This window comes from Trinickia sp. (assembly GCF_036503415.1).
In the GTDB taxonomy this organism is placed as follows: domain Bacteria; phylum Pseudomonadota; class Gammaproteobacteria; order Burkholderiales; family Burkholderiaceae; genus Trinickia.
On sequence record NZ_DASXWY010000007.1, the window covers coordinates 108,562 to 125,047 of the forward strand.

The window sequence follows — 16,486 nt, forward strand, 5'->3', positions numbered from 1 at the left end:
GCGGAGCTGACGGGCCGCTCCGGCAGCCACCTCAAACGAGCAACAGCCCCAGCTCGCGCGCGCCTTCCCTCAACACCGGCAGGAAACGACTCTCCATTTCGGCCACGGAGATGCGCGCGGCCTGAACGCCGACATTGAGCGCCGCAACCACGCGACCGTCGGGCGCCTGGATCGGCACGGCGATCGAGCGCAGTCCGATTTCGAGCTCCTGATCGTTGATCGCATAACCGTTGCGCCGGACTGAATCGAGCGCCTCGCGCAAGCCCTCGCGCGTCACGATCGTGCGCGGTGTGTATTGAATCAGCTTGACGCGCTCGAAATACGCGTCGAGCGCATCGACACCCAGATGCGAAAGCAGTACCCGGCCCATCGACGTGCAGTACGCCGGTAACCGGCTGCCGACGTGCAGGTCGATCGTCATGATTCGCGAAGTAAAAGCTCGCGCGATATAAAGAATTTCATCGCCATCGAGAATGGCGACCGAGCTCGATTCGTTGAGCGTATTGCTCATGTGCCGCAATACGGGCTGCGCCGCGTTGGCGAGCGGCGTCGACGCCAGATACGCATGACCGAGCGCGAGGATGCGCGGCCGCAAGGAAAAGTTGCGGCCGTCTTCGGCACTGACGAAGCCCAGCTTACCGAGCGTATGCAGACACCGCCTGACGGCCGCGCGCGGAATGCCCGTGCGCTGACTGATCTGCGAAGTCGTCAATACGCGGCGCTGAGCCGAGAAGGCCTGGATGACCGAGAGCCCCCGTGCCAGCGATGTCATGAAATCCGGGTCGGACTCGACTACCGCTGCAGCGCCCGCTTCGGGCTCGGCGCTCGCCACGGTTTCCGGATCGGCCGGCCGCGAGCCGGTTTCTGAATGCGCAGACATCGCTACCCCCTGTTTCAATGGCCGAATTCTAGCCTATATGTGCGGCAATCGAACGTCGGTGCGCCGCAGATAGGGTTTTTCACGGCTCCAAACCGCCATTTGTTCGATCACCGAACAATTTTCCGATAATCGCCATTGACGCCAGGCGACCTGCCGCCCTACATTGACACCCGTCAACTCCGCCAGAGCACATGCTCTGACTCACCGGGCAGGCAACCATGATCGACAAAACCGTTACTTCGCTCGAAGCGGCCGTAGCCGGCATCTTCGACGGCGCGACCGTGATGATCGGCGGCTTCGGCACGGCCGGACAGCCGGCCGAGCTGATCGACGCGCTCATCGCGCAGGGCGCGAAAGACCTCACCATCGTCAACAACAACGCCGGCAACGGAGAACTGGGCTTGGCCGCGCTGCTCAAAGCGCGGCGCGTGCGCAAGATCGTCTGCTCGTTCCCGCGTCAGGCGGATTCGCAAGTGTTCGATGCGCTCTACCGCGCCGGCGAGATCGAGCTCGAGCTGGTCCCACAAGGCAACCTCGCGGTCCGCATCCAGGCGGCCGGTGCCGGTCTTGGCGCCGTGTTCACGCCGACCGGCTACGGCACCCTTTTGGCCGAAGGCAAGGAAACGCGCGAAATCGACGGCCGCCACTACGTGCTCGAATATCCGATCAAGGCGGACTTCGCGCTCATCAAGGCTCACCGCGGCGATCGCTGGGGCAACCTCGTCTATCGAAAAAGCGCTCGCAATTTCGGCCCGATCATGGCGATGGCCGCGACGACGACGATCGCGCAAGTCAGCGAGATCGTGCCGCTCGGCGCCCTGGACCCCGAAGCCATCGTCACCCCGGGTATTTTCGTCAAGCGCGTGGTTGCCGTGGCCGGCAGCGCGGCGCTCGCCGCGTAAGGAGCTCAGCATGAACAAATGGACCCGCGACGACATCGCCCGGCGCGTTGCGCAAGACATCCCCGAAGGCGCTTACGTCAATCTCGGCATCGGTCTGCCTACGAAGGTCGCGAACTATCTGCCGAAAGACCGCGAGATCTTTCTTCATAGCGAGAACGGCCTGCTCGGCATGGGGCCGGCTCCGGCTCCCGGTCATGAGGACCCCGAACTGATCAACGCGGGCAAGGAGCCCGTCACGTTGCTCGAAGGCGGCGCGTTCTTTCATCACGGCGACTCGTTCGCGATGATGCGCGGCGGGCATCTCGACGTCTGCGTGCTCGGCGCGTTCCAGGTCTCGGCCTCGGGCGACCTCGCGAACTGGCATACCGGCGCACCGGACGCGATTCCGGCCGTCGGCGGCGCCATGGATCTCGCGATCGGCGCCAAGCAAGTCTTCGTCATGACCGATCATCTGACGAAGACGGGCGAGTGCAAGATCGTCGAGCGCTGCACGTATCCCCTGACCGGCATCGGCTGCGTCGATCGCATCTATACCGATCTGGCCGTCATCGACATCACGCCTCGCGGCCTCGAAGTGATCGAGATCGTCGAAGGCCTTTCGTTCGAAGCGCTGCAGAACGTGACGCCCGTACCGCTCATCCACGCACCGCGCGCTGCCTGACGAAAGCATCCGAACGAACGCCAAAGGACAGACACCCATGAACGACGCTTATATCTGCGACGCCGTGCGCACCCCATTCGGCCGCTACGGCGGCGCATTGGCCACGGTTCGCGCCGACGATCTCGCCGCATTGCCGATCAAGGCACTCGTCGAACGCAATGCCGGCGTGGACTGGCAGGCGGTCGACGACGTCATCTACGGCTGTGCGAACCAGGCCGGCGAGGACAACCGCAACGTTGCCCGCATGGCCGCGCTGCTCGCCGGCCTGCCGGTCGAGGTTCCGGGCAGCACCGTGAACCGGCTCTGCGGCTCGGGGCTCGATGCGCTCGGCACCGCGGCACGCGCGATCAAGACCGGCGAGACGAGCCTCGTCATCGCGGGCGGCGTCGAAAGCATGAGCCGGGCCCCGTTCGTCATGGGCAAGGCCGATAGCGCGTTCAGCCGCTCGATGAAAGTTGAAGACACAACGATCGGATGGCGCTTCGTCAACCCGGCGATGAAAGCGATGCACGGCGTCGATTCGATGCCGGAGACCGCGGAAAACGTCGCAACGCAGTTCGGCGTGAGCCGTCAAGACCAGGACGCCTTCGCCCTGCGCTCGCAAATGCGCACCGCGGCCGCCCAGGAAGCGGGGCGCTTCGACGACGAGCTGATCTCCGTTCACGTAGCCCAGAAAAAGGGCGAGCCGCTCGTCGTGACCAAGGACGAGCACCCGCGCGCGACGACGCTCGAAGCGCTGGCCAAGCTCAAGGGTGTCGTGCGTCCCGACGGCACCGTGACGGCGGGCAATGCATCGGGCGTCAACGACGGCGCCTGCGCGCTGTTGCTCGCCGACGAACGAACGGCTGCGCGCTTCGGATTGCGTCCGCGAGCGCGCGTGGTAGCAATGGCCACGAGCGGCCTCGCGCCGCGCATCATGGGCTTCGGCCCGGCCCAGGCGGTCCGCAAGGTTTTGGACAAAACCGGCCTCGCACTCGATCGCATCGATGTCATCGAACTGAACGAAGCGTTCGCCGCGCAGGCGCTCGCCGTGACACGCAGCCTCGGGCTCGCGGACGACGATGCCCGAGTCAATCCAAATGGCGGCGCGATTGCGCTCGGGCACCCGCTCGGCGCATCGGGTGCCCGCCTCGCGACCACGGCCACCTATCAGCTTGCCCGCACCGGAGGGCGCTACGCGCTGTGCGCGATGTGCATCGGCGTCGGCCAAGGTATCGCGCTCGTCATCGAGCGCGTATGATCGGCGACGCCATCGACCGGAGACACCCAACCATGACGACGCTTCATTACGAGCTTGCGGGACCGGCGGGCGCCCCAGTGGTCGTACTGTCGAACTCGCTCGGCACCACGCTCGAAATGTGGGATCCGCAAGTCGAAGTCCTCGCGCGCACCTTTCGCGTGCTGCGCTATGACACGCGTGGACACGGCCGCTCGGCACTCCCCCCGCCGCCTTACGCCATCGACGATTACGGACGCGACGTGCTCGCGCTGCTGGACTTGCTCGACATCGAACGCGCGCACTTCGTGGGGCTTTCGATGGGAGGCTTGACCGGGCAGTGGCTCGGCATTCATGCTGCGGCGCACATCGACAAGCTCGTGCTCTGCAATACGGCGGCCTGCATCGGCAAACCGGACGGCTGGCGCGAGCGCATCGAGCTGGTACGTTCGCGCGGGCTCGACGAAGTGGCGGGAGGCTCCGCCGCGCGCTGGTTCACGCAGGGATTCGTGGCGGCGCACGGATCGACCGTCGACGCACTGACCGGGCGCTTGCGCACGCTTTCACCCGAAGGCTACATAGCCGGCTGCGAGGTACTTGCCCACACGGACCTGCGCGACGATATCGAGCGCATCGCGTGCCCCACCCTCGTGATCGCAGGCGAGCACGATCCTGTTACGACGGTGGCCGATGCCCGGTTCATGGTGGATCGCATTCGCGGCGCGCGACTCGTCACGCTCGATGCCGCGCATTTGTCCAACGTCGAAGCTGCGCCCGCATTTACCGAAGCGCTGCTGAACTTCCTCGCCTGACGCGCTCGCCGTCAGCGTCACCCTGGGCACGGTGCCCGCGTCTGCCGTCTTCGCCGGCGGCTATCGGCGCCGGCGCCGCAAATAGATTCAGCACTACGCTGCGCTTGCGCACTCGTTGATCCCCACAGCGCGCGCCGCCGCGCCCCACCCCGCATTTTTTTCCTCTTCCATTGACCGAGCCGCGTTTCGCTAACGAAATCAAACGTCTGAGCGAGGTCGGTCAACTTTTCCTGTTACATCTCGGCGAAAAAATTGCCGAAAACCCTTAGATAAATTTTTCGTACATTTTATGGGAAGGGATTGATTTACCGAACTTCAGTTCGTACAATGCGCTTCATTGGTTGTTACGAAATGTAACTCCTTGTATCAAAGTTACTCAAGCGGTCGAGCAAACGTTGTCGGTCGCAAAAAGAAAGAATTACACGGTACAAATTACCGGAATAAACCAACGGGGCTTCGGAAGCGTGACAAATGGACCGCAACGGCGAGACGCTGGATTCAATCCGCGAAATTAACCTGTCATACATCATGCTCGCGCAGCGCATGCTGCGCGAGGACAAGGCGATCGGCATGTTCCGCCTTGGCCTGTCGTCGCAATTGGCCGATCTGCTCGCCGGTCTTTCGCTCGCGCAATGCGTCAAGCTGGCCTCGTCGGACCAGCTGCTGTGCTTTTTCCGCTTCAACGACCATTCGATGCTCTCGGCCCTCACGCAGACGGCCAGGAATACCGATGTCGCCGCAACGCACGCCGCGATCCTCCTCGCGGGTCAGCCAGTCGAACAATTCGCCTAAGGTGCGCGTCATGGGTCCGAAAAAAAGCCTCACCGAAGACGCCCAGGAAGTCTTTCGCGCCATCGCCCTGATCGAACTGGGCGCGCGCATGCAGGTGCTCGAAAGCGAGTTGTCGCTGTCGCGGGATCGGATGATTCGCCTTTATCGCGAGATCAAGGGTGCCTCGCCGCCCAAAGGCATGCTGCCTTTCTCGGCGGACTGGTACATGACCTGGTTGGCCAACATCCATGCGTCGCTGTTCTACAACACTTACCTCTTCCTGAAAAACGAAGCGGGCTGCTCGCATCTGGACGCGTTGACCAAGGGCTACCGGCTTTATCTCGAGCACTGCAGACATGGCGAATGCGAGCCGGTGCTCGATCTCACGCGTGCCTGGACGCTCGTGCGCTTTTTCGACGCCGACATGCTTCAGCTCACGCCATGCTGCCGCTGCAGCGGCAAGTTCATCGCGCACAAGCACGACCTTCAGCAAAACGTCGTATGCGGCGCGTGTCAACCGCCTTCGAGGGCCGGCAAGACGAAGAAAGCCGCCGCGGGTAAAGAAGCGGTCCAAACCGCCTGCGCGGCGTAAAACCGCCGCCAATCGTCTCCGCCACGCGAGCGCTTCACGCTCTCATTTCAAAAAGCCCGTTCTTTCGAACGGGCTTTTTTTCTTTGCTTTTTCCTCCGGATTTACCCGTAGCCGGCAATCGCATTTGCGCAAAGCAACATGAGCGCGCTGCTGCCTTTTCATAAGGCCGCAATGCGCGCTTGCCTGCCACGGTTATGCCGCACCGCAGCATTTTGCGTTTCTTGACTCCTCGCCCCCGCGCTGCTGTACTAAATCACGCAAGTTGATTTAGTCTTCGAATCCATCACGAACAAGAACCGCTGCACCCATCGGAGGAGGAACCCTTGATGAAGACTCGCCCCTGTGCCGCGCTCGCGCGCGCCGCCATGTTGTCCACAGCCGTTGCCGCAGCGCTCTGCGCGAGCGGCACTCACGCGGCCGACAAGGTTGTCGTCGGTCTGATTACCAAGACCGACACCAATCCGTTCTTCGTCAAGATGAAACAAGGTGCCGAGGACGCCGCGAAGAAAGACGGAGTCGAACTGCGAACGGCCGCCGGCAAGTTCGACGGCGACAACGCGAGCCAGGTGAATGCGATCGAGAACATGACGGCCGCGGGCGCGAAGGCGATCCTGATCACACCGAGCGACACGAAAGCCATCGTTCCGGCCATCAAGAAGGCGCGCTCGGCCGGTGTCATGGTCATTGCGCTCGATACGCCGACCGATCCGCAGGAGGCGACCGATGCACTGTTCGCCACCGACAACTTCAAGGCCGGCGAATTGATCGGCGAATACGCCAAAGCCGCGCTCGGCAGCAAGCCCGCCAAGATCGCCACGCTCGATCTCGCACCCGGGATTTCCGTCGGTGTTCTGCGCCATAACGGCTTCCTGAAGGGCTTCGGCATCAAGGAAGGCGATCCGAGCATCGTGTGCAGCCAGGACACGCGCGGCGACCGTGCGAAGGGTCAAACGGCAATGGAAAACTGCCTGCAAAAGGCCCCCGGCATCAACGTGGTCTATACGATCAACGAGCCCGCGGCAGCCGGCGCGTATCGCGCGCTCAAGGCCGCCGGTAAGGAAAAAGACGTGTTGATCGTCTCGATCGACGGCGGCTGCGAAGGCGTGCGCAACGTGAAGGCCGGCCAGATCGCCGCGACCGCTCAGCAGTACCCGCTCAAGATGGCGGCGCTCGGCGTGGAAGCGGGATCCGAATACGCCAAGACCGGCAAGAAGGTCAGCGGCTACAAGGATACCGGCGTGACGCTGATCACGGACAAGCCGATGCAAGGCGTGGACAGCAAGGACACGAAGTTCGGCCTCGAGAACTGCTGGGGCAGCTAAGCCCTCCCTCCGGCGCGGCCTTCGGGCCGTCTGACGAAGTCCGCGCCATGTCTTATCCCCCGTACTGACGAGAAGACGCACCATGACGACTCGATCCGCTCCGCCGGTCGCACCGGCACCCGTCTCGCGGCCGCATCAGCACCGCATGCCGACCATCGCCGAAGCCGGCCCGCTGATCGCACTGATCGCCGCCTGCGCATTCTTCTTCACGCAGACTCATCGCTTTCTTTCGTTTCAGAATTTCTCGCTGATTCTGCAGCAGACGATGGTCGTCGCCGTGATCGCCATCGGCCAGACGCTGATCGTGCTCACCGCGGGTATCGATCTGTCGTGCGGCATGGTGATGGCCTTCGGCTCCATCGTCATGACGAAGTTCGCCGTGGGCCTCGGCGTGCCGCCCGTACTGGCGATTCTCTGCGGCATGGGCGCCAGTGCATTGTTCGGACTCCTGAACGGCGTACTGGTCACGCGCATCAAGCTGCCGTCCTTCATCGTGACGCTCGGCACGCTGAACATCGCATTCGCGCTCACCCAGATCTACTCGAATGCCGAAACAGTCTCGAATCTGCCCGATGCGATGATGTTCCTCGGCAACACGTTCTCGATCGGCCCGGCCGAGGTCACCTATGGGACCGTGCTCGCGCTGCTCATGTATCTCGCGACCTGGTTCGTACTCCGAAATACCGTGCCCGGCCGGCATCTCTATGCGCTCGGCAACAACCCGGAAGCGGCGCGGCTCATGGGTCTGTCGTCGCAGCGCATCCTCGTTTGCGTCTATACGATCGCCGGCTTCATCTATGGCATTGCCGCCCTGCTGCTCGTCTCGCGAACCGGCGTCGGCGACCCCCAAGCCGGACAGACCGAGAATCTCGACAGCATCACGGCTGTCGTGCTCGGCGGCACCAGCCTCTTCGGCGGCCGCGGCTCGATCATCGGCACGCTGCTCGGCGCACTGATCGTCGGCGTATTCCGCAATGGGCTGACGCTGATCGGGGTCTCGTCGGTGTATCAGGTATTGATCACCGGCGTTCTCGTGATCCTGGCCGTTGCGGCCGACAAGCTCTCGCATCGCCGCGCCTGACGCGCCTGTTTTCATCAAGGAACCGCCATGTCGACACCCTCTTCCCATTCGGCCGCGCCGGTGCTGCAGGCCCGGGGCCTCGTCAAGCGCTACGGACAGGTCACCGCGCTCGACGGTTGCGATTTCGAGGTCCTGCCCGGTGAAATCCTCGCCGTCATCGGCGATAACGGTGCGGGCAAATCGTCGCTGATCAAGGCGCTCTCCGGTGCACTCGTGCCCGACGAAGGCGAAATCCTGCTCGATGGCGCACGCGTGCAATTCCGCAGCCCACTCGATGCGCGCGAGAAAGGCATCGAGACCGTCTATCAGGAACTCGCGGTCGCGCCCGCAATGACGATCGCGGAAAACCTTTTTCTCGGCCGCGAACGCCGCCTGCCGGGTTGGCGCGGCTCGATCCTCAAGATGATCGACAAGCGCCGCATGCTCGAGGAAGCGACCTCGCACATGAAGGACCTGCAAATCGGCATCCGCTCAATGCGACAAGCCGTCGAAACACTGTCGGGCGGACAGCGCCAGGGCGTGGCCGTGGCGCGCAGCGCCGCGTTCGCGCGCCACGTCGTGATTCTCGACGAACCGACGGCCGCGCTGGGTGTCAAGGAAGGCAACATGGTGCTCGAGCTGATCCGGCGCGTGCGCGACCGTGGCCTGCCGGTGATCTTGATCAGTCACAACATGCCGCATGTCTTCGAGATCGCCGATCGCATCCATATCCAGCGTCTCGGCCGGCGCGCCGCGCTCGTCAAGAAGGAAGACATCCATATGTCGGAAGCCGTCGCCATCATGACCGGCGCGAAAGAAGCCGACGTCAAGGCGATCGCATGATTTTCGATCGCGCGATCGCGTCAGCGGCACGGCGACGATGAGCCGCGCGCATCCCCCGGCGACACGGCCGGTCGGCTCGAATCAGGTCGGCATGCGGCAGTTCAACGAGCGAATCGTGTTGCAGGCGATCCGACTCCATGGATCGCTCGCCAAGGCCGATGTCGCTCGCCTCACGCGGCTGTCGATGCAGACGGCGTCGATGATCGTCGATCGGCTCATCGACGATGGGCTGCTCGTCAAGCAGGCGCGTGTGCGCGGACGTATTGGGCAGCCCTCTGTGCCGATCGCGCTGGAGCCGGACGGCGCTTATACCATCGGCATTAAAGTCGGGCGTCGCAGCCTGGATGTGCTCGCGCTCGATTTTGTCGGGCATGTCCGCAGTCGCGAAGTGTTCGAGTATGCCTATCCGGATCCGCAGACGCTTTTTCCCACGCTCGAGCGCAACCTTGGGCGCGTCATGACGACGCTTGGGGAGGGGGCCGCCAAGGTGGTTGGCATGGGTGTGGCGGCGCCGCTCTGGCTGGGCGGCTGGCGTGATTTTCTCGGCGCGCCGCCGGGGGTGCTCGATGGCTGGAATGCCATCGACATTCGCACGCGCATTGCGGCTATGACCGGATTGCCTGTGGAGTTCGCGAAGGATACGACCGCCGCTTGCGCGGCCGAACTCGTCATGGGCCAAGGGCGTGGGATTCGCACGTTTCTTTATCTCTTTATCGGCACGTTTATCGGTGGCGGGCTTGTGATCGATGGGCGGCTGCATAGCGGACCGCATGGTAATGCGGGCGCAGTGGGCTCGATTCCGTTATCGGCCGGCAACGGACACGCACCGCGGCAGTTGCTGCATGCGGCGTCGGGATTCGTGCTCGAACAGCGTATGAGCGAGCGCGGGGCACCTGCCGCGGCAGCGCACGATCACCGGGCTTTCGACGCCGAGGTGTGGCCTGTCACGGACCGCTGGCTCGATGAAGCCAGTGGGGCCATTGCCTCGACCGTCGCGACTTCGGCGGCACTCATCGATCTCGAAGCGGTCGTGGTGGATGGCGAGATCGATCGGCAACTCGTACGCGAGCTCATGCGCCGCACACAGCGCGACCTCGATAGGATCGAATGGGAGGGGATGGTGCGGCCGCAGTTGCTCGAAGGGGCGATCGGCACCGATGCGCGGGCAATGGGGGCTGCTATTTTGCCGCTCTACGCGCATTTTGCGCCAACGCATGAGCTGTTTTTGAAGTCGGAAAGTTAGCCTGCGCTAGGCATCGAATCGGTTTAGCGCGCGGCTGCCTGTGCCGGCGAAATCATCTACACACGCGCGAAAAAAACGCCACCCAGCCTATAACGGCTCGAGCGGCGTCCATGCGTTATCGCTCAGGCAAGCTCATCTACCGCTTAGCGACCTGATCGGTTGCACTGCTCCCTTTCATATCGCCCCACCCGCCACCGAGCGCACGAATGAGGTTAACAGTCGCCACCGCCTGCGAACCCGCAAGCTGACTCGCCTGCCGCTGCGCAACCAGCACCGATCGCTCGCTATCCAGCACATCCAGATAGCTGACCTGCCCTTCCCGATACTGCGTCTGCGACAAATGCTCCGCACGCTGCGCCGAACTCACCGCATCGCCTTGAGCGCGAATCTGATCGTCGAGCAATCGCAAATCGGCAAGGTTGTCCTCAACCTCCCTGAACGCCGTCAGCACCTGCGAGCGATACAACGCGACATCCTCGTCGAATTGCGCGCGCGCCTGCGCGAGTTGAGCCTTGCGCCGGCCGCCGTCGAAAATCGGCAGCGTGAGCGCCGTGCCCGCGAACGGCCCGAGCAGGAAGGTCCGGCTCGACCACATGAAAAGCTCGCCAAGCCCCGCCGATTCATAGCCGAATGCCCCGGTGATATCGAGCTTCGGGAAGAATGCCGACTTCGCCAGACCCACGCGGGCGTTCGCCGCCGCCATCGCACGTTCGGCCGCCGCAATATCGGGCCGCCGTTCGAGCAACGCCGAGGGTAGCCCCGCCGGCACGCGCGCCGTTACCGGCACGAGCGGCTGCTGGGCAAACGTGAACTCGGCAGGCGTCTTGCCGAGCAGAATCGCAAGGCTGTGCTCGGCCGCCGCACGTTGCCGCTCCACGCCCACCGCTTCGGCACGCGCCGTCGCGAGCGAGTTGTTCGCCTGCGACAAATCGAGCTCGCTCACCTCGCCCTCGTCGAAGCGGCGCTTGACGAGCTTCACACCCTCTTCGCGCAGCCCGATCGTACGGTTGTACAAATCGCGCTCTGCGTCGAGCTCACGCAGCGAAAAATACGTCGCCGCCACGTCGGCCTGCAACGCGAGCTGGACCGAACGGAACAACGCTTCGCTTTGCTGCGAGTCGGCCCGCGCGGCGGAGACGTTCGAGCTGACCCGCCCGAACAGATCGGCCTCGTAGGACACCGTCGACTGCGCGCGCCACAGCGTCAGCGGCGGCACGTTGGCATTTTGCGGCAGGCCTTGCGAAGCCGGCGACAACTTCTCGCGCGTCGGCCCGAAGCCCGCGTCGATTTCAGGGAACCAGGCCGAGCGAGCCGAACCGAGCGCCGCCCGCGATTGCCGCACGCGCGCCGCGGCCGCCTTCAAATCCTGGTTCGCCTCGAGCGCCTGCTGCTCGAGCTGGTTGAGCGTGTCGTCGCCGAACACGGTCCACCATTCGCCGCGCGAGAGGGCGTCGGATGGCTGCGCAGGCTTCCATTGCCCCTGTGCCCCCGATGCCGCCGTTGCATCCGCCTGCGGCGCTTCCTTGAACGCGCTCGGGATGTTCATGTCCGGCCGCTTGTAGGCCGGATCGAGCGAGCATGCTGCCAATAGCGCCATCAACAGGCCGCTCGCCAGCATCCGCATGGCACCCCTTGTCGTGCCCCGTGCGCCGGCCGTCTTTTCCAATCGTTTCATTTTTTCTCCCAAGCCTTATGCGTCGGTAACGTCCAGCTCGCGCACTTTCGAATCGGTCTCGTCCTTCGAGTCCTTGCCGGCGACATGGATCTTGCCGCCCGCCAATGTACGCAGCACGACATAGAAGACCGGCGTCAGCATGAGCCCGAACAGCGTCACACCCAGCATGCCGAAGAACACCGCAATACCCATCGCATGCCGCATCTCTGAGCCGGCCCCCGTCGACAGCACGAGCGGTACGACACCCATGATGAACGCGATCGACGTCATCAGAATCGGCCGCAGCCGCAGCCGGCTCGCCTCGATGGCCGCGGCCATCGGCGTGCGACCGTCGTGCTCCAGCTCCCGCGCGAACTCCACGATCAGGATCGCGTTCTTCGAGGCGAGGCCCACGAGCACCATCAATCCGATCTGCGTGAAGATGTTGTTGTCGCCGCGCAGCAGCCAGACACCGGCCAGCGCGGAGAGCACACTCATCGGCACGATCAGAATCACGGCGAGCGGCAGCGTCAGGCTCTCATAGAGCGCGGCCAACACGAGGAACACGAGCAGCACGCTGATCGGGAACACCCAGATAGCGGAGTTGCCGGCCAGGACCTGCTGATACGTGAGGTCGGTCCACTCGAACTTCACGCCGCGCGGCAGCGTCTCCTTCGCGATCTTCTCGATGACGGCCTGCGCCTGCCCCGACGAATAACCGGGCGCGGGCCCGCCATTGATGTCGGCGGCCGTGTAGCCGTTGTAGCGCACCACCATCTCGGGGCCATACGTGGGCGTCACCCTGACCAGCGAGGACAGCGGCACCATTTCGCCCGACGCCGAGCGCGTCTTCAGTTGCCCGATGTCATCGGGCCGCGAACGGAACGGCGCATCGGCCTGCACGCGAACCTGATAGACGCGTCCGAAGCGATTGAAGTCGTTCACGTAGAGCGAGCCCAGATAGACCTGCATCGTCTGGAAGACATCGGTGACGGGAATGCCGAGCTGCTTGGCCTTCACGCGATCCAGATCGACATTCAGCTGCGGCACGTTGATCTGGTAGCTCGTGAAGAGCGGACCGAGTTCAGGCGCCGTTTGCGCGCGCTTGATGAACGCCTCCGTCGCCTTGTCGAGTTGCGTATAGCCGAGCGCGCCGCGATCCTCGAGTTGCAGCTTGAAGCCGCCGAGCGTGCCGAGACCCAACACGGGCGGCGGCGGGAACACCGCAACGAACGCGTCCTTGATGCCGCCGAACTTCTGGTTCAGCGCGCCTGCGATCGCACCGGCCGACAGCGCGCGCGAACCGCGATCCTTGAACGGCTTGAGCGAAACGAACACGATGCCGGCGCTCGAGCTGTTCGTGAAGCCGTTCACCGAAAGCCCCGGGAATGCGACGGCGTGTTCGACGCCCGGCTGCTGCGCGACGATATCGCCCATCTCGCGAATGACGCGCTCGGTGCGATCGAGTGTGGCGCCGGTCGGCAGTTGGGCGAACGCGATCAGGTACTCCTTGTCCTGCGCGGGCACGAAGCCGCCCGGCACGATCTGCGTGACGAGGACCGTCGCACCGACGAGCACCGCATAGACGCCGAGCATCATGGTCCGATGACCGAGCACGCTCCGCACACCGCGTCCATACGCGGTGGAACCGCGCTTGAAGACCTTGTTGAAACCGCGGAAGAAGCCGCCGAAAAGACGATTCATGACGCGCGTGAGCCAATCCTCGGGCGCATCGTGGCTGCGCAGCAGGATCGCGCAAAGGGCCGGCGAAAGCGTCAACGAATTGAACGCGGAGATCACCGTCGAGATCGCGATCGTCATCGCGAACTGCTTGTAGAACTGCCCCGTCAAGCCGCTCATGAACGCGAGCGGCACGAACACGGCAACGAGCGTCAGCGCGATGGCGATGATGGGCCCGCTCACCTCTCGCATCGCGCGCACGGTCGCCGCATGCGCACTGTGCCCCTCGGCAATGTTGCGTTCGACGTTTTCGACGACCACGATCGCATCGTCGACGACGATACCGATCGCGAGCACCATACCGAACAGCGATAGCGCGTTGATCGAGAACCCGAATGCAAGCAGCAGCGAGAACGTACCGACGATAGAAACCGGTACCGCGACGAGCGGAATGATCGACGCGCGCCATGTCTGCAGAAACACGATCACGACGATGACGACGAGGGCAATCGCCTCCAGCAGCGTATGGATCACGGCCTCGATACTCGAGCGCACGAACTGCGTCGGGTCATAGACGATGCTGTAGTCGATACCTGCCGGGAAGTCCTTCTTCAGGTCGGCCATATCCTTGCGGACCTGATCGGAGATCGCCAGCGAATTGGCACCGGGCTGCTGGTTGATTGCGAGTGCAACGGCCGGCTTGTTGTCGAGCAGCGAACGCAGGGCATACTCGGACGCAGCGAGTTCCACTCGCGCCACGTCGCGCAGATACGTCACACCGCCCGTCGGCGACGTCTTGACGACGATGGCGCCAAATTGCTCTTCCGTTTGCAACCGGCCGCGCGCGTTGACCGACAACTGCAGCGGCACGCCAGGGCCCGTCGGCGAGGAGCCGATCACACCCGCCGCGACCTGTACGTTCTGCTCGCGGATCGCGGCAACGACATCGTTCGCCGTCAATCCGTGCTCGGCCACCTTCTGCGGGTCGAGCCATACGCGCATGGCGTAGTCACCCGCACCCCACAGTTGCACCTGGCCCACGCCCGAAATGCGCTCGAGCCGATCCTTGACGTTGAGCAGCGCATAGTTGCGCAGGTACGTCATGTCGTATCGATTGTCGGGCGAGATCAGGTGCACGACCATCGTCAGCGTCGGCGAGCTCTTGATCGTCGTCACGCCCAGGCGCTGCACGTCGTCGGGCAAGCGCGGCAGCGCTTGCGAGACGCGGTTTTGCACGAGCTGCTGCGCCTTGTCCGGATCCGTGCCGAGGCGAAACGTGATCGTGAGCGTCATGTTGCCGTCGCTGTTGGCCTGCGACTGCATGTAGAGCATGTTCTCGACGCCGTTGATCTGTTCCTCGAGCGGTGAAGCCACCGTTTCGGCGATCACCTTCGGATTCGCGCCCGGATACTGCGCGTGGACCACGACCGAAGGCGGCACGACTTCCGGATACTCGGAAATCGGCAACTGGAAAAGCGCGATCACGCCCGCCAGTAGGATCAGAACCGATAGCACCCCTGCAAAGATCGGCCGATCGATAAAGAATTTTGAAATGTTCATATCGCGTTCTGTTCAATTGAGCGCATCGAATTCGAGCGCAACGGACCACTCACGAATTCGACGAGTCGCCGGCATTCGAGGCATTGGCATCCGTCTGATTGGCGCCCGGCTGGCTATCGTCGCCACCGTCCATCGCCACCACGTGCGGCCGCACCGTTGCGCCGGGGCGTACCCGTTGAATGCCGTGGACGACGATACGGTCGCCGCTGGCAAGACCGGCCGTGATCACACGCAGATTGCCGTGCAAGGCGCCGAGCGAGACCGGCCGATACGAGACCTGGCCCTTCGCATCGACGGCGAGCACGAACTTCTTGTCCTGATCGGTACCGATGGCCGCTTCCTCGACGAGCAGCGCCCGATGCGGCGCACCGCCGCCCACCTTGATGCGCGCGTACAGACCCGGCACGAGCGTGCCGTCCGGATTGTCGAAACGCGCGCGCACACGAATGGTGCTCGATGCGGTATCGAGCCGGTTGTCGACCGACGCCACGACGCCTTTGCGCGAATAGCCCGCCTCATCGGCCAGCCCCAGCTCGACCGGCACGGACGTACCCGTGCGCGCACGGCCGATGTACTTCAGATAGGTCTGTTCGTCGACATCGAACGAGGCATAGATGGGCGACACCGAAACGAGCGTCGTGAGCGGCGGCGTGCCGGAGCCCACCGAGACCACGTTGCCGAGCGTGACTTCGGCGCGCGAAACACGGCCGGACACGGGTGCGACGATCTTCGTATAGCCGAGATTGATGCGCGCCGTCTCCAGCGCGGCTTCGGCGGCCTGCACGTTCGCTGCGGCCTCGACCGCGGCATTCTTCTTCTCGTCGAAGTCGCGCCTGGCGATCGCGTTGTCCTCGATCAAACGCTGCGCGCGCTGCCAATCGCTTTGCGCGTAGCCGTTGCGCGCCTTCGCGGCGGCAAGCTGCGCCTGGGCGCGATCGACTTCGGCCGCATAGGGACGCGGATCGATGACGAACAGCACGTCGCCCTTTTTCACGAGGGAGCCGTCCTTGAAGTTGACCGAGACGATCGTGCCCGAGACGAGCGGGCGCACCTCGACCTTGTCCACGGCCTCGAGCCGGCCCGAGTACTCCTGCCAGTCGGTCACGGTCTTGTCGAGAACCGCGGCCACGTCGACTTCCGGTGCCATCGGGGCCGCCTGTGCCGGCGCATTGGCATTCACGCGCACGGCCGTCAGGGTGCCGACGCCGGCCAGCACGGCGACGGCGACCACCGCGCCGGCGATGCGTGTACGGGAAAAACGCTGCTTGGACATAAGGAAGCTCCGGTGTG

The 16,486-nt window shown here is 63.9% G+C and carries 14 protein-coding genes; 10 read left to right on the forward strand and 4 right to left on the reverse strand.

Features of this window, described 5'->3' with window-relative positions:
• Window positions 1–31: 31 nt before the first annotated feature.
• Window positions 32–880 (reverse strand): IclR family transcriptional regulator domain-containing protein, encoded by an 849-nt coding sequence (locus tag VGL01_RS01465; RefSeq protein ID WP_414720143.1) that lies wholly within the window; start codon window positions 878–880, stop codon window positions 32–34.
• Window positions 881–1,098: 218 nt separating this feature from the next.
• Here VGL01_RS01465 and VGL01_RS01470 point away from each other — a divergent pair, with 218 nt between their 5' ends.
• The 10 genes from VGL01_RS01470 to VGL01_RS01515 all read left to right on the forward strand — a co-directional run bounded on the left by VGL01_RS01470 (window position 1,099) and on the right by VGL01_RS01515 (window position 10,302).
• Window positions 1,099–1,782: a 3-oxoacid CoA-transferase subunit A gene (locus VGL01_RS01470; RefSeq protein WP_331566343.1), complete on the forward strand. Its 684-nt coding sequence runs from the start codon at window positions 1,099–1,101 to the stop codon at window positions 1,780–1,782.
• A 10-nt stretch (window positions 1,783–1,792) separates the two neighbouring features.
• Entirely contained in the window at window positions 1,793–2,443 is a 651-nt protein-coding gene (locus tag VGL01_RS01475; protein ID WP_331566345.1) for a 3-oxoacid CoA-transferase subunit B, read from the forward strand.
• A gap of 37 nt (window positions 2,444–2,480) precedes the next feature.
• A complete protein-coding gene (gene pcaF / locus VGL01_RS01480; protein ID WP_331566347.1) occupies window positions 2,481–3,683 on the forward strand; it encodes a 3-oxoadipyl-CoA thiolase in 1,203 nt (400 codons plus the stop codon).
• Between the two features lie 32 nt (window positions 3,684–3,715).
• Window positions 3,716–4,471, forward strand: a complete 756-nt coding sequence (gene pcaD, locus VGL01_RS01485) for a 3-oxoadipate enol-lactonase (RefSeq protein WP_331566349.1) — start codon at window positions 3,716–3,718, stop codon at window positions 4,469–4,471.
• A 471-nt stretch (window positions 4,472–4,942) separates the two neighbouring features.
• Window positions 4,943–5,263, forward strand: a complete 321-nt coding sequence (flhD, locus tag VGL01_RS01490) for a flagellar transcriptional regulator FlhD (protein WP_331566351.1) — start codon at window positions 4,943–4,945, stop codon at window positions 5,261–5,263.
• A gap of 10 nt (window positions 5,264–5,273) precedes the next feature.
• On the forward strand, window positions 5,274–5,834 hold the full coding sequence (flhC, locus tag VGL01_RS01495; RefSeq protein WP_331566353.1) for a flagellar transcriptional regulator FlhC: 561 nt from the start codon (window positions 5,274–5,276) through the stop codon (window positions 5,832–5,834).
• Window positions 5,835–6,160: 326 nt separating this feature from the next.
• Window positions 6,161–7,156 carry a sugar ABC transporter substrate-binding protein gene (locus VGL01_RS01500; protein ID WP_331566355.1) on the forward strand — a complete coding sequence of 332 codons (996 nt, stop codon included), beginning with the start codon at window positions 6,161–6,163 and terminating at the stop codon, window positions 7,154–7,156.
• An 82-nt stretch (window positions 7,157–7,238) separates the two neighbouring features.
• Window positions 7,239–8,237, forward strand: coding sequence for an ABC transporter permease (locus VGL01_RS01505; RefSeq protein WP_331566357.1), 999 nt, complete (start codon window positions 7,239–7,241; stop codon window positions 8,235–8,237).
• A 27-nt stretch (window positions 8,238–8,264) separates the two neighbouring features.
• Window positions 8,265–9,059, forward strand: a complete 795-nt coding sequence (locus tag VGL01_RS01510) for an ATP-binding cassette domain-containing protein (protein ID WP_331566359.1) — start codon at window positions 8,265–8,267, stop codon at window positions 9,057–9,059.
• Between the two features lie 37 nt (window positions 9,060–9,096).
• Complete coding sequence (locus tag VGL01_RS01515) at window positions 9,097–10,302, forward strand: ROK family transcriptional regulator (RefSeq protein ID WP_331566361.1); 1,206 nt, start codon at window positions 9,097–9,099, stop codon at window positions 10,300–10,302.
• A 136-nt stretch (window positions 10,303–10,438) separates the two neighbouring features.
• Here the strand turns inward: VGL01_RS01515 and VGL01_RS01520 are convergent, their stop codons facing one another.
• Genes VGL01_RS01520 through VGL01_RS01530 form a run of 3 tightly spaced genes read right to left on the reverse strand, consistent with a single transcriptional unit; the run spans window position 10,439 to window position 16,469 of the window.
• Window positions 10,439–11,977, reverse strand: coding sequence for an efflux transporter outer membrane subunit (locus VGL01_RS01520; protein WP_414720144.1), 1,539 nt, complete (start codon window positions 11,975–11,977; stop codon window positions 10,439–10,441).
• A gap of 15 nt (window positions 11,978–11,992) precedes the next feature.
• Window positions 11,993–15,196 carry an efflux RND transporter permease subunit gene (locus tag VGL01_RS01525; protein ID WP_331566363.1) on the reverse strand — a complete coding sequence of 1,068 codons (3,204 nt, stop codon included), beginning with the start codon at window positions 15,194–15,196 and terminating at the stop codon, window positions 11,993–11,995.
• Window positions 15,197–15,245: 49 nt separating this feature from the next.
• The gene (locus VGL01_RS01530) at window positions 15,246–16,469 is read right to left on the reverse strand and encodes an efflux RND transporter periplasmic adaptor subunit (protein WP_331566365.1); all 1,224 of its coding nucleotides are present in this window, start codon (window positions 16,467–16,469) and stop codon (window positions 15,246–15,248) included.
• Window positions 16,470–16,486: the final 17 nt, after the last annotated feature.

Excerpts from the sequence above, each read along its gene's own strand:
- VGL01_RS01515 (WP_331566361.1), top strand. The coding sequence starts at position 9,097 with ATGAGCCGCGCGCATCCCCCGGCGACACGGCCGGTCGGCTCGAATCAG.
- VGL01_RS01510 (WP_331566359.1), top strand. The coding sequence starts at position 8,265 with ATGTCGACACCCTCTTCCCATTCGGCCGCGCCGGTGCTGCAGGCCCGG.
- pcaF (WP_331566347.1), top strand. The coding sequence starts at position 2,481 with ATGAACGACGCTTATATCTGCGACGCCGTGCGCACCCCATTCGGCCGC.
- VGL01_RS01525 (WP_331566363.1), bottom strand. The coding sequence starts at position 15,196 with ATGAACATTTCAAAATTCTTTATCGATCGGCCGATCTTTGCAGGGGTG.
- pcaD (WP_331566349.1), top strand. The coding sequence starts at position 3,716 with ATGACGACGCTTCATTACGAGCTTGCGGGACCGGCGGGCGCCCCAGTG.
- VGL01_RS01500 (WP_331566355.1), top strand. The coding sequence starts at position 6,161 with ATGAAGACTCGCCCCTGTGCCGCGCTCGCGCGCGCCGCCATGTTGTCC.
- flhD (WP_331566351.1), top strand. The coding sequence starts at position 4,943 with ATGGACCGCAACGGCGAGACGCTGGATTCAATCCGCGAAATTAACCTG.
- VGL01_RS01530 (WP_331566365.1), bottom strand. The coding sequence starts at position 16,469 with ATGTCCAAGCAGCGTTTTTCCCGTACACGCATCGCCGGCGCGGTGGTC.
- VGL01_RS01465 (WP_414720143.1), bottom strand. The coding sequence starts at position 880 with ATGTCTGCGCATTCAGAAACCGGCTCGCGGCCGGCCGATCCGGAAACC.
- VGL01_RS01475 (WP_331566345.1), top strand. The coding sequence starts at position 1,793 with ATGAACAAATGGACCCGCGACGACATCGCCCGGCGCGTTGCGCAAGAC.
- VGL01_RS01470 (WP_331566343.1), top strand. The coding sequence starts at position 1,099 with ATGATCGACAAAACCGTTACTTCGCTCGAAGCGGCCGTAGCCGGCATC.
- VGL01_RS01505 (WP_331566357.1), top strand. The coding sequence starts at position 7,239 with ATGACGACTCGATCCGCTCCGCCGGTCGCACCGGCACCCGTCTCGCGG.
- flhC (WP_331566353.1), top strand. The coding sequence starts at position 5,274 with ATGGGTCCGAAAAAAAGCCTCACCGAAGACGCCCAGGAAGTCTTTCGC.
- VGL01_RS01520 (WP_414720144.1), bottom strand. The coding sequence starts at position 11,977 with ATGAAACGATTGGAAAAGACGGCCGGCGCACGGGGCACGACAAGGGGT.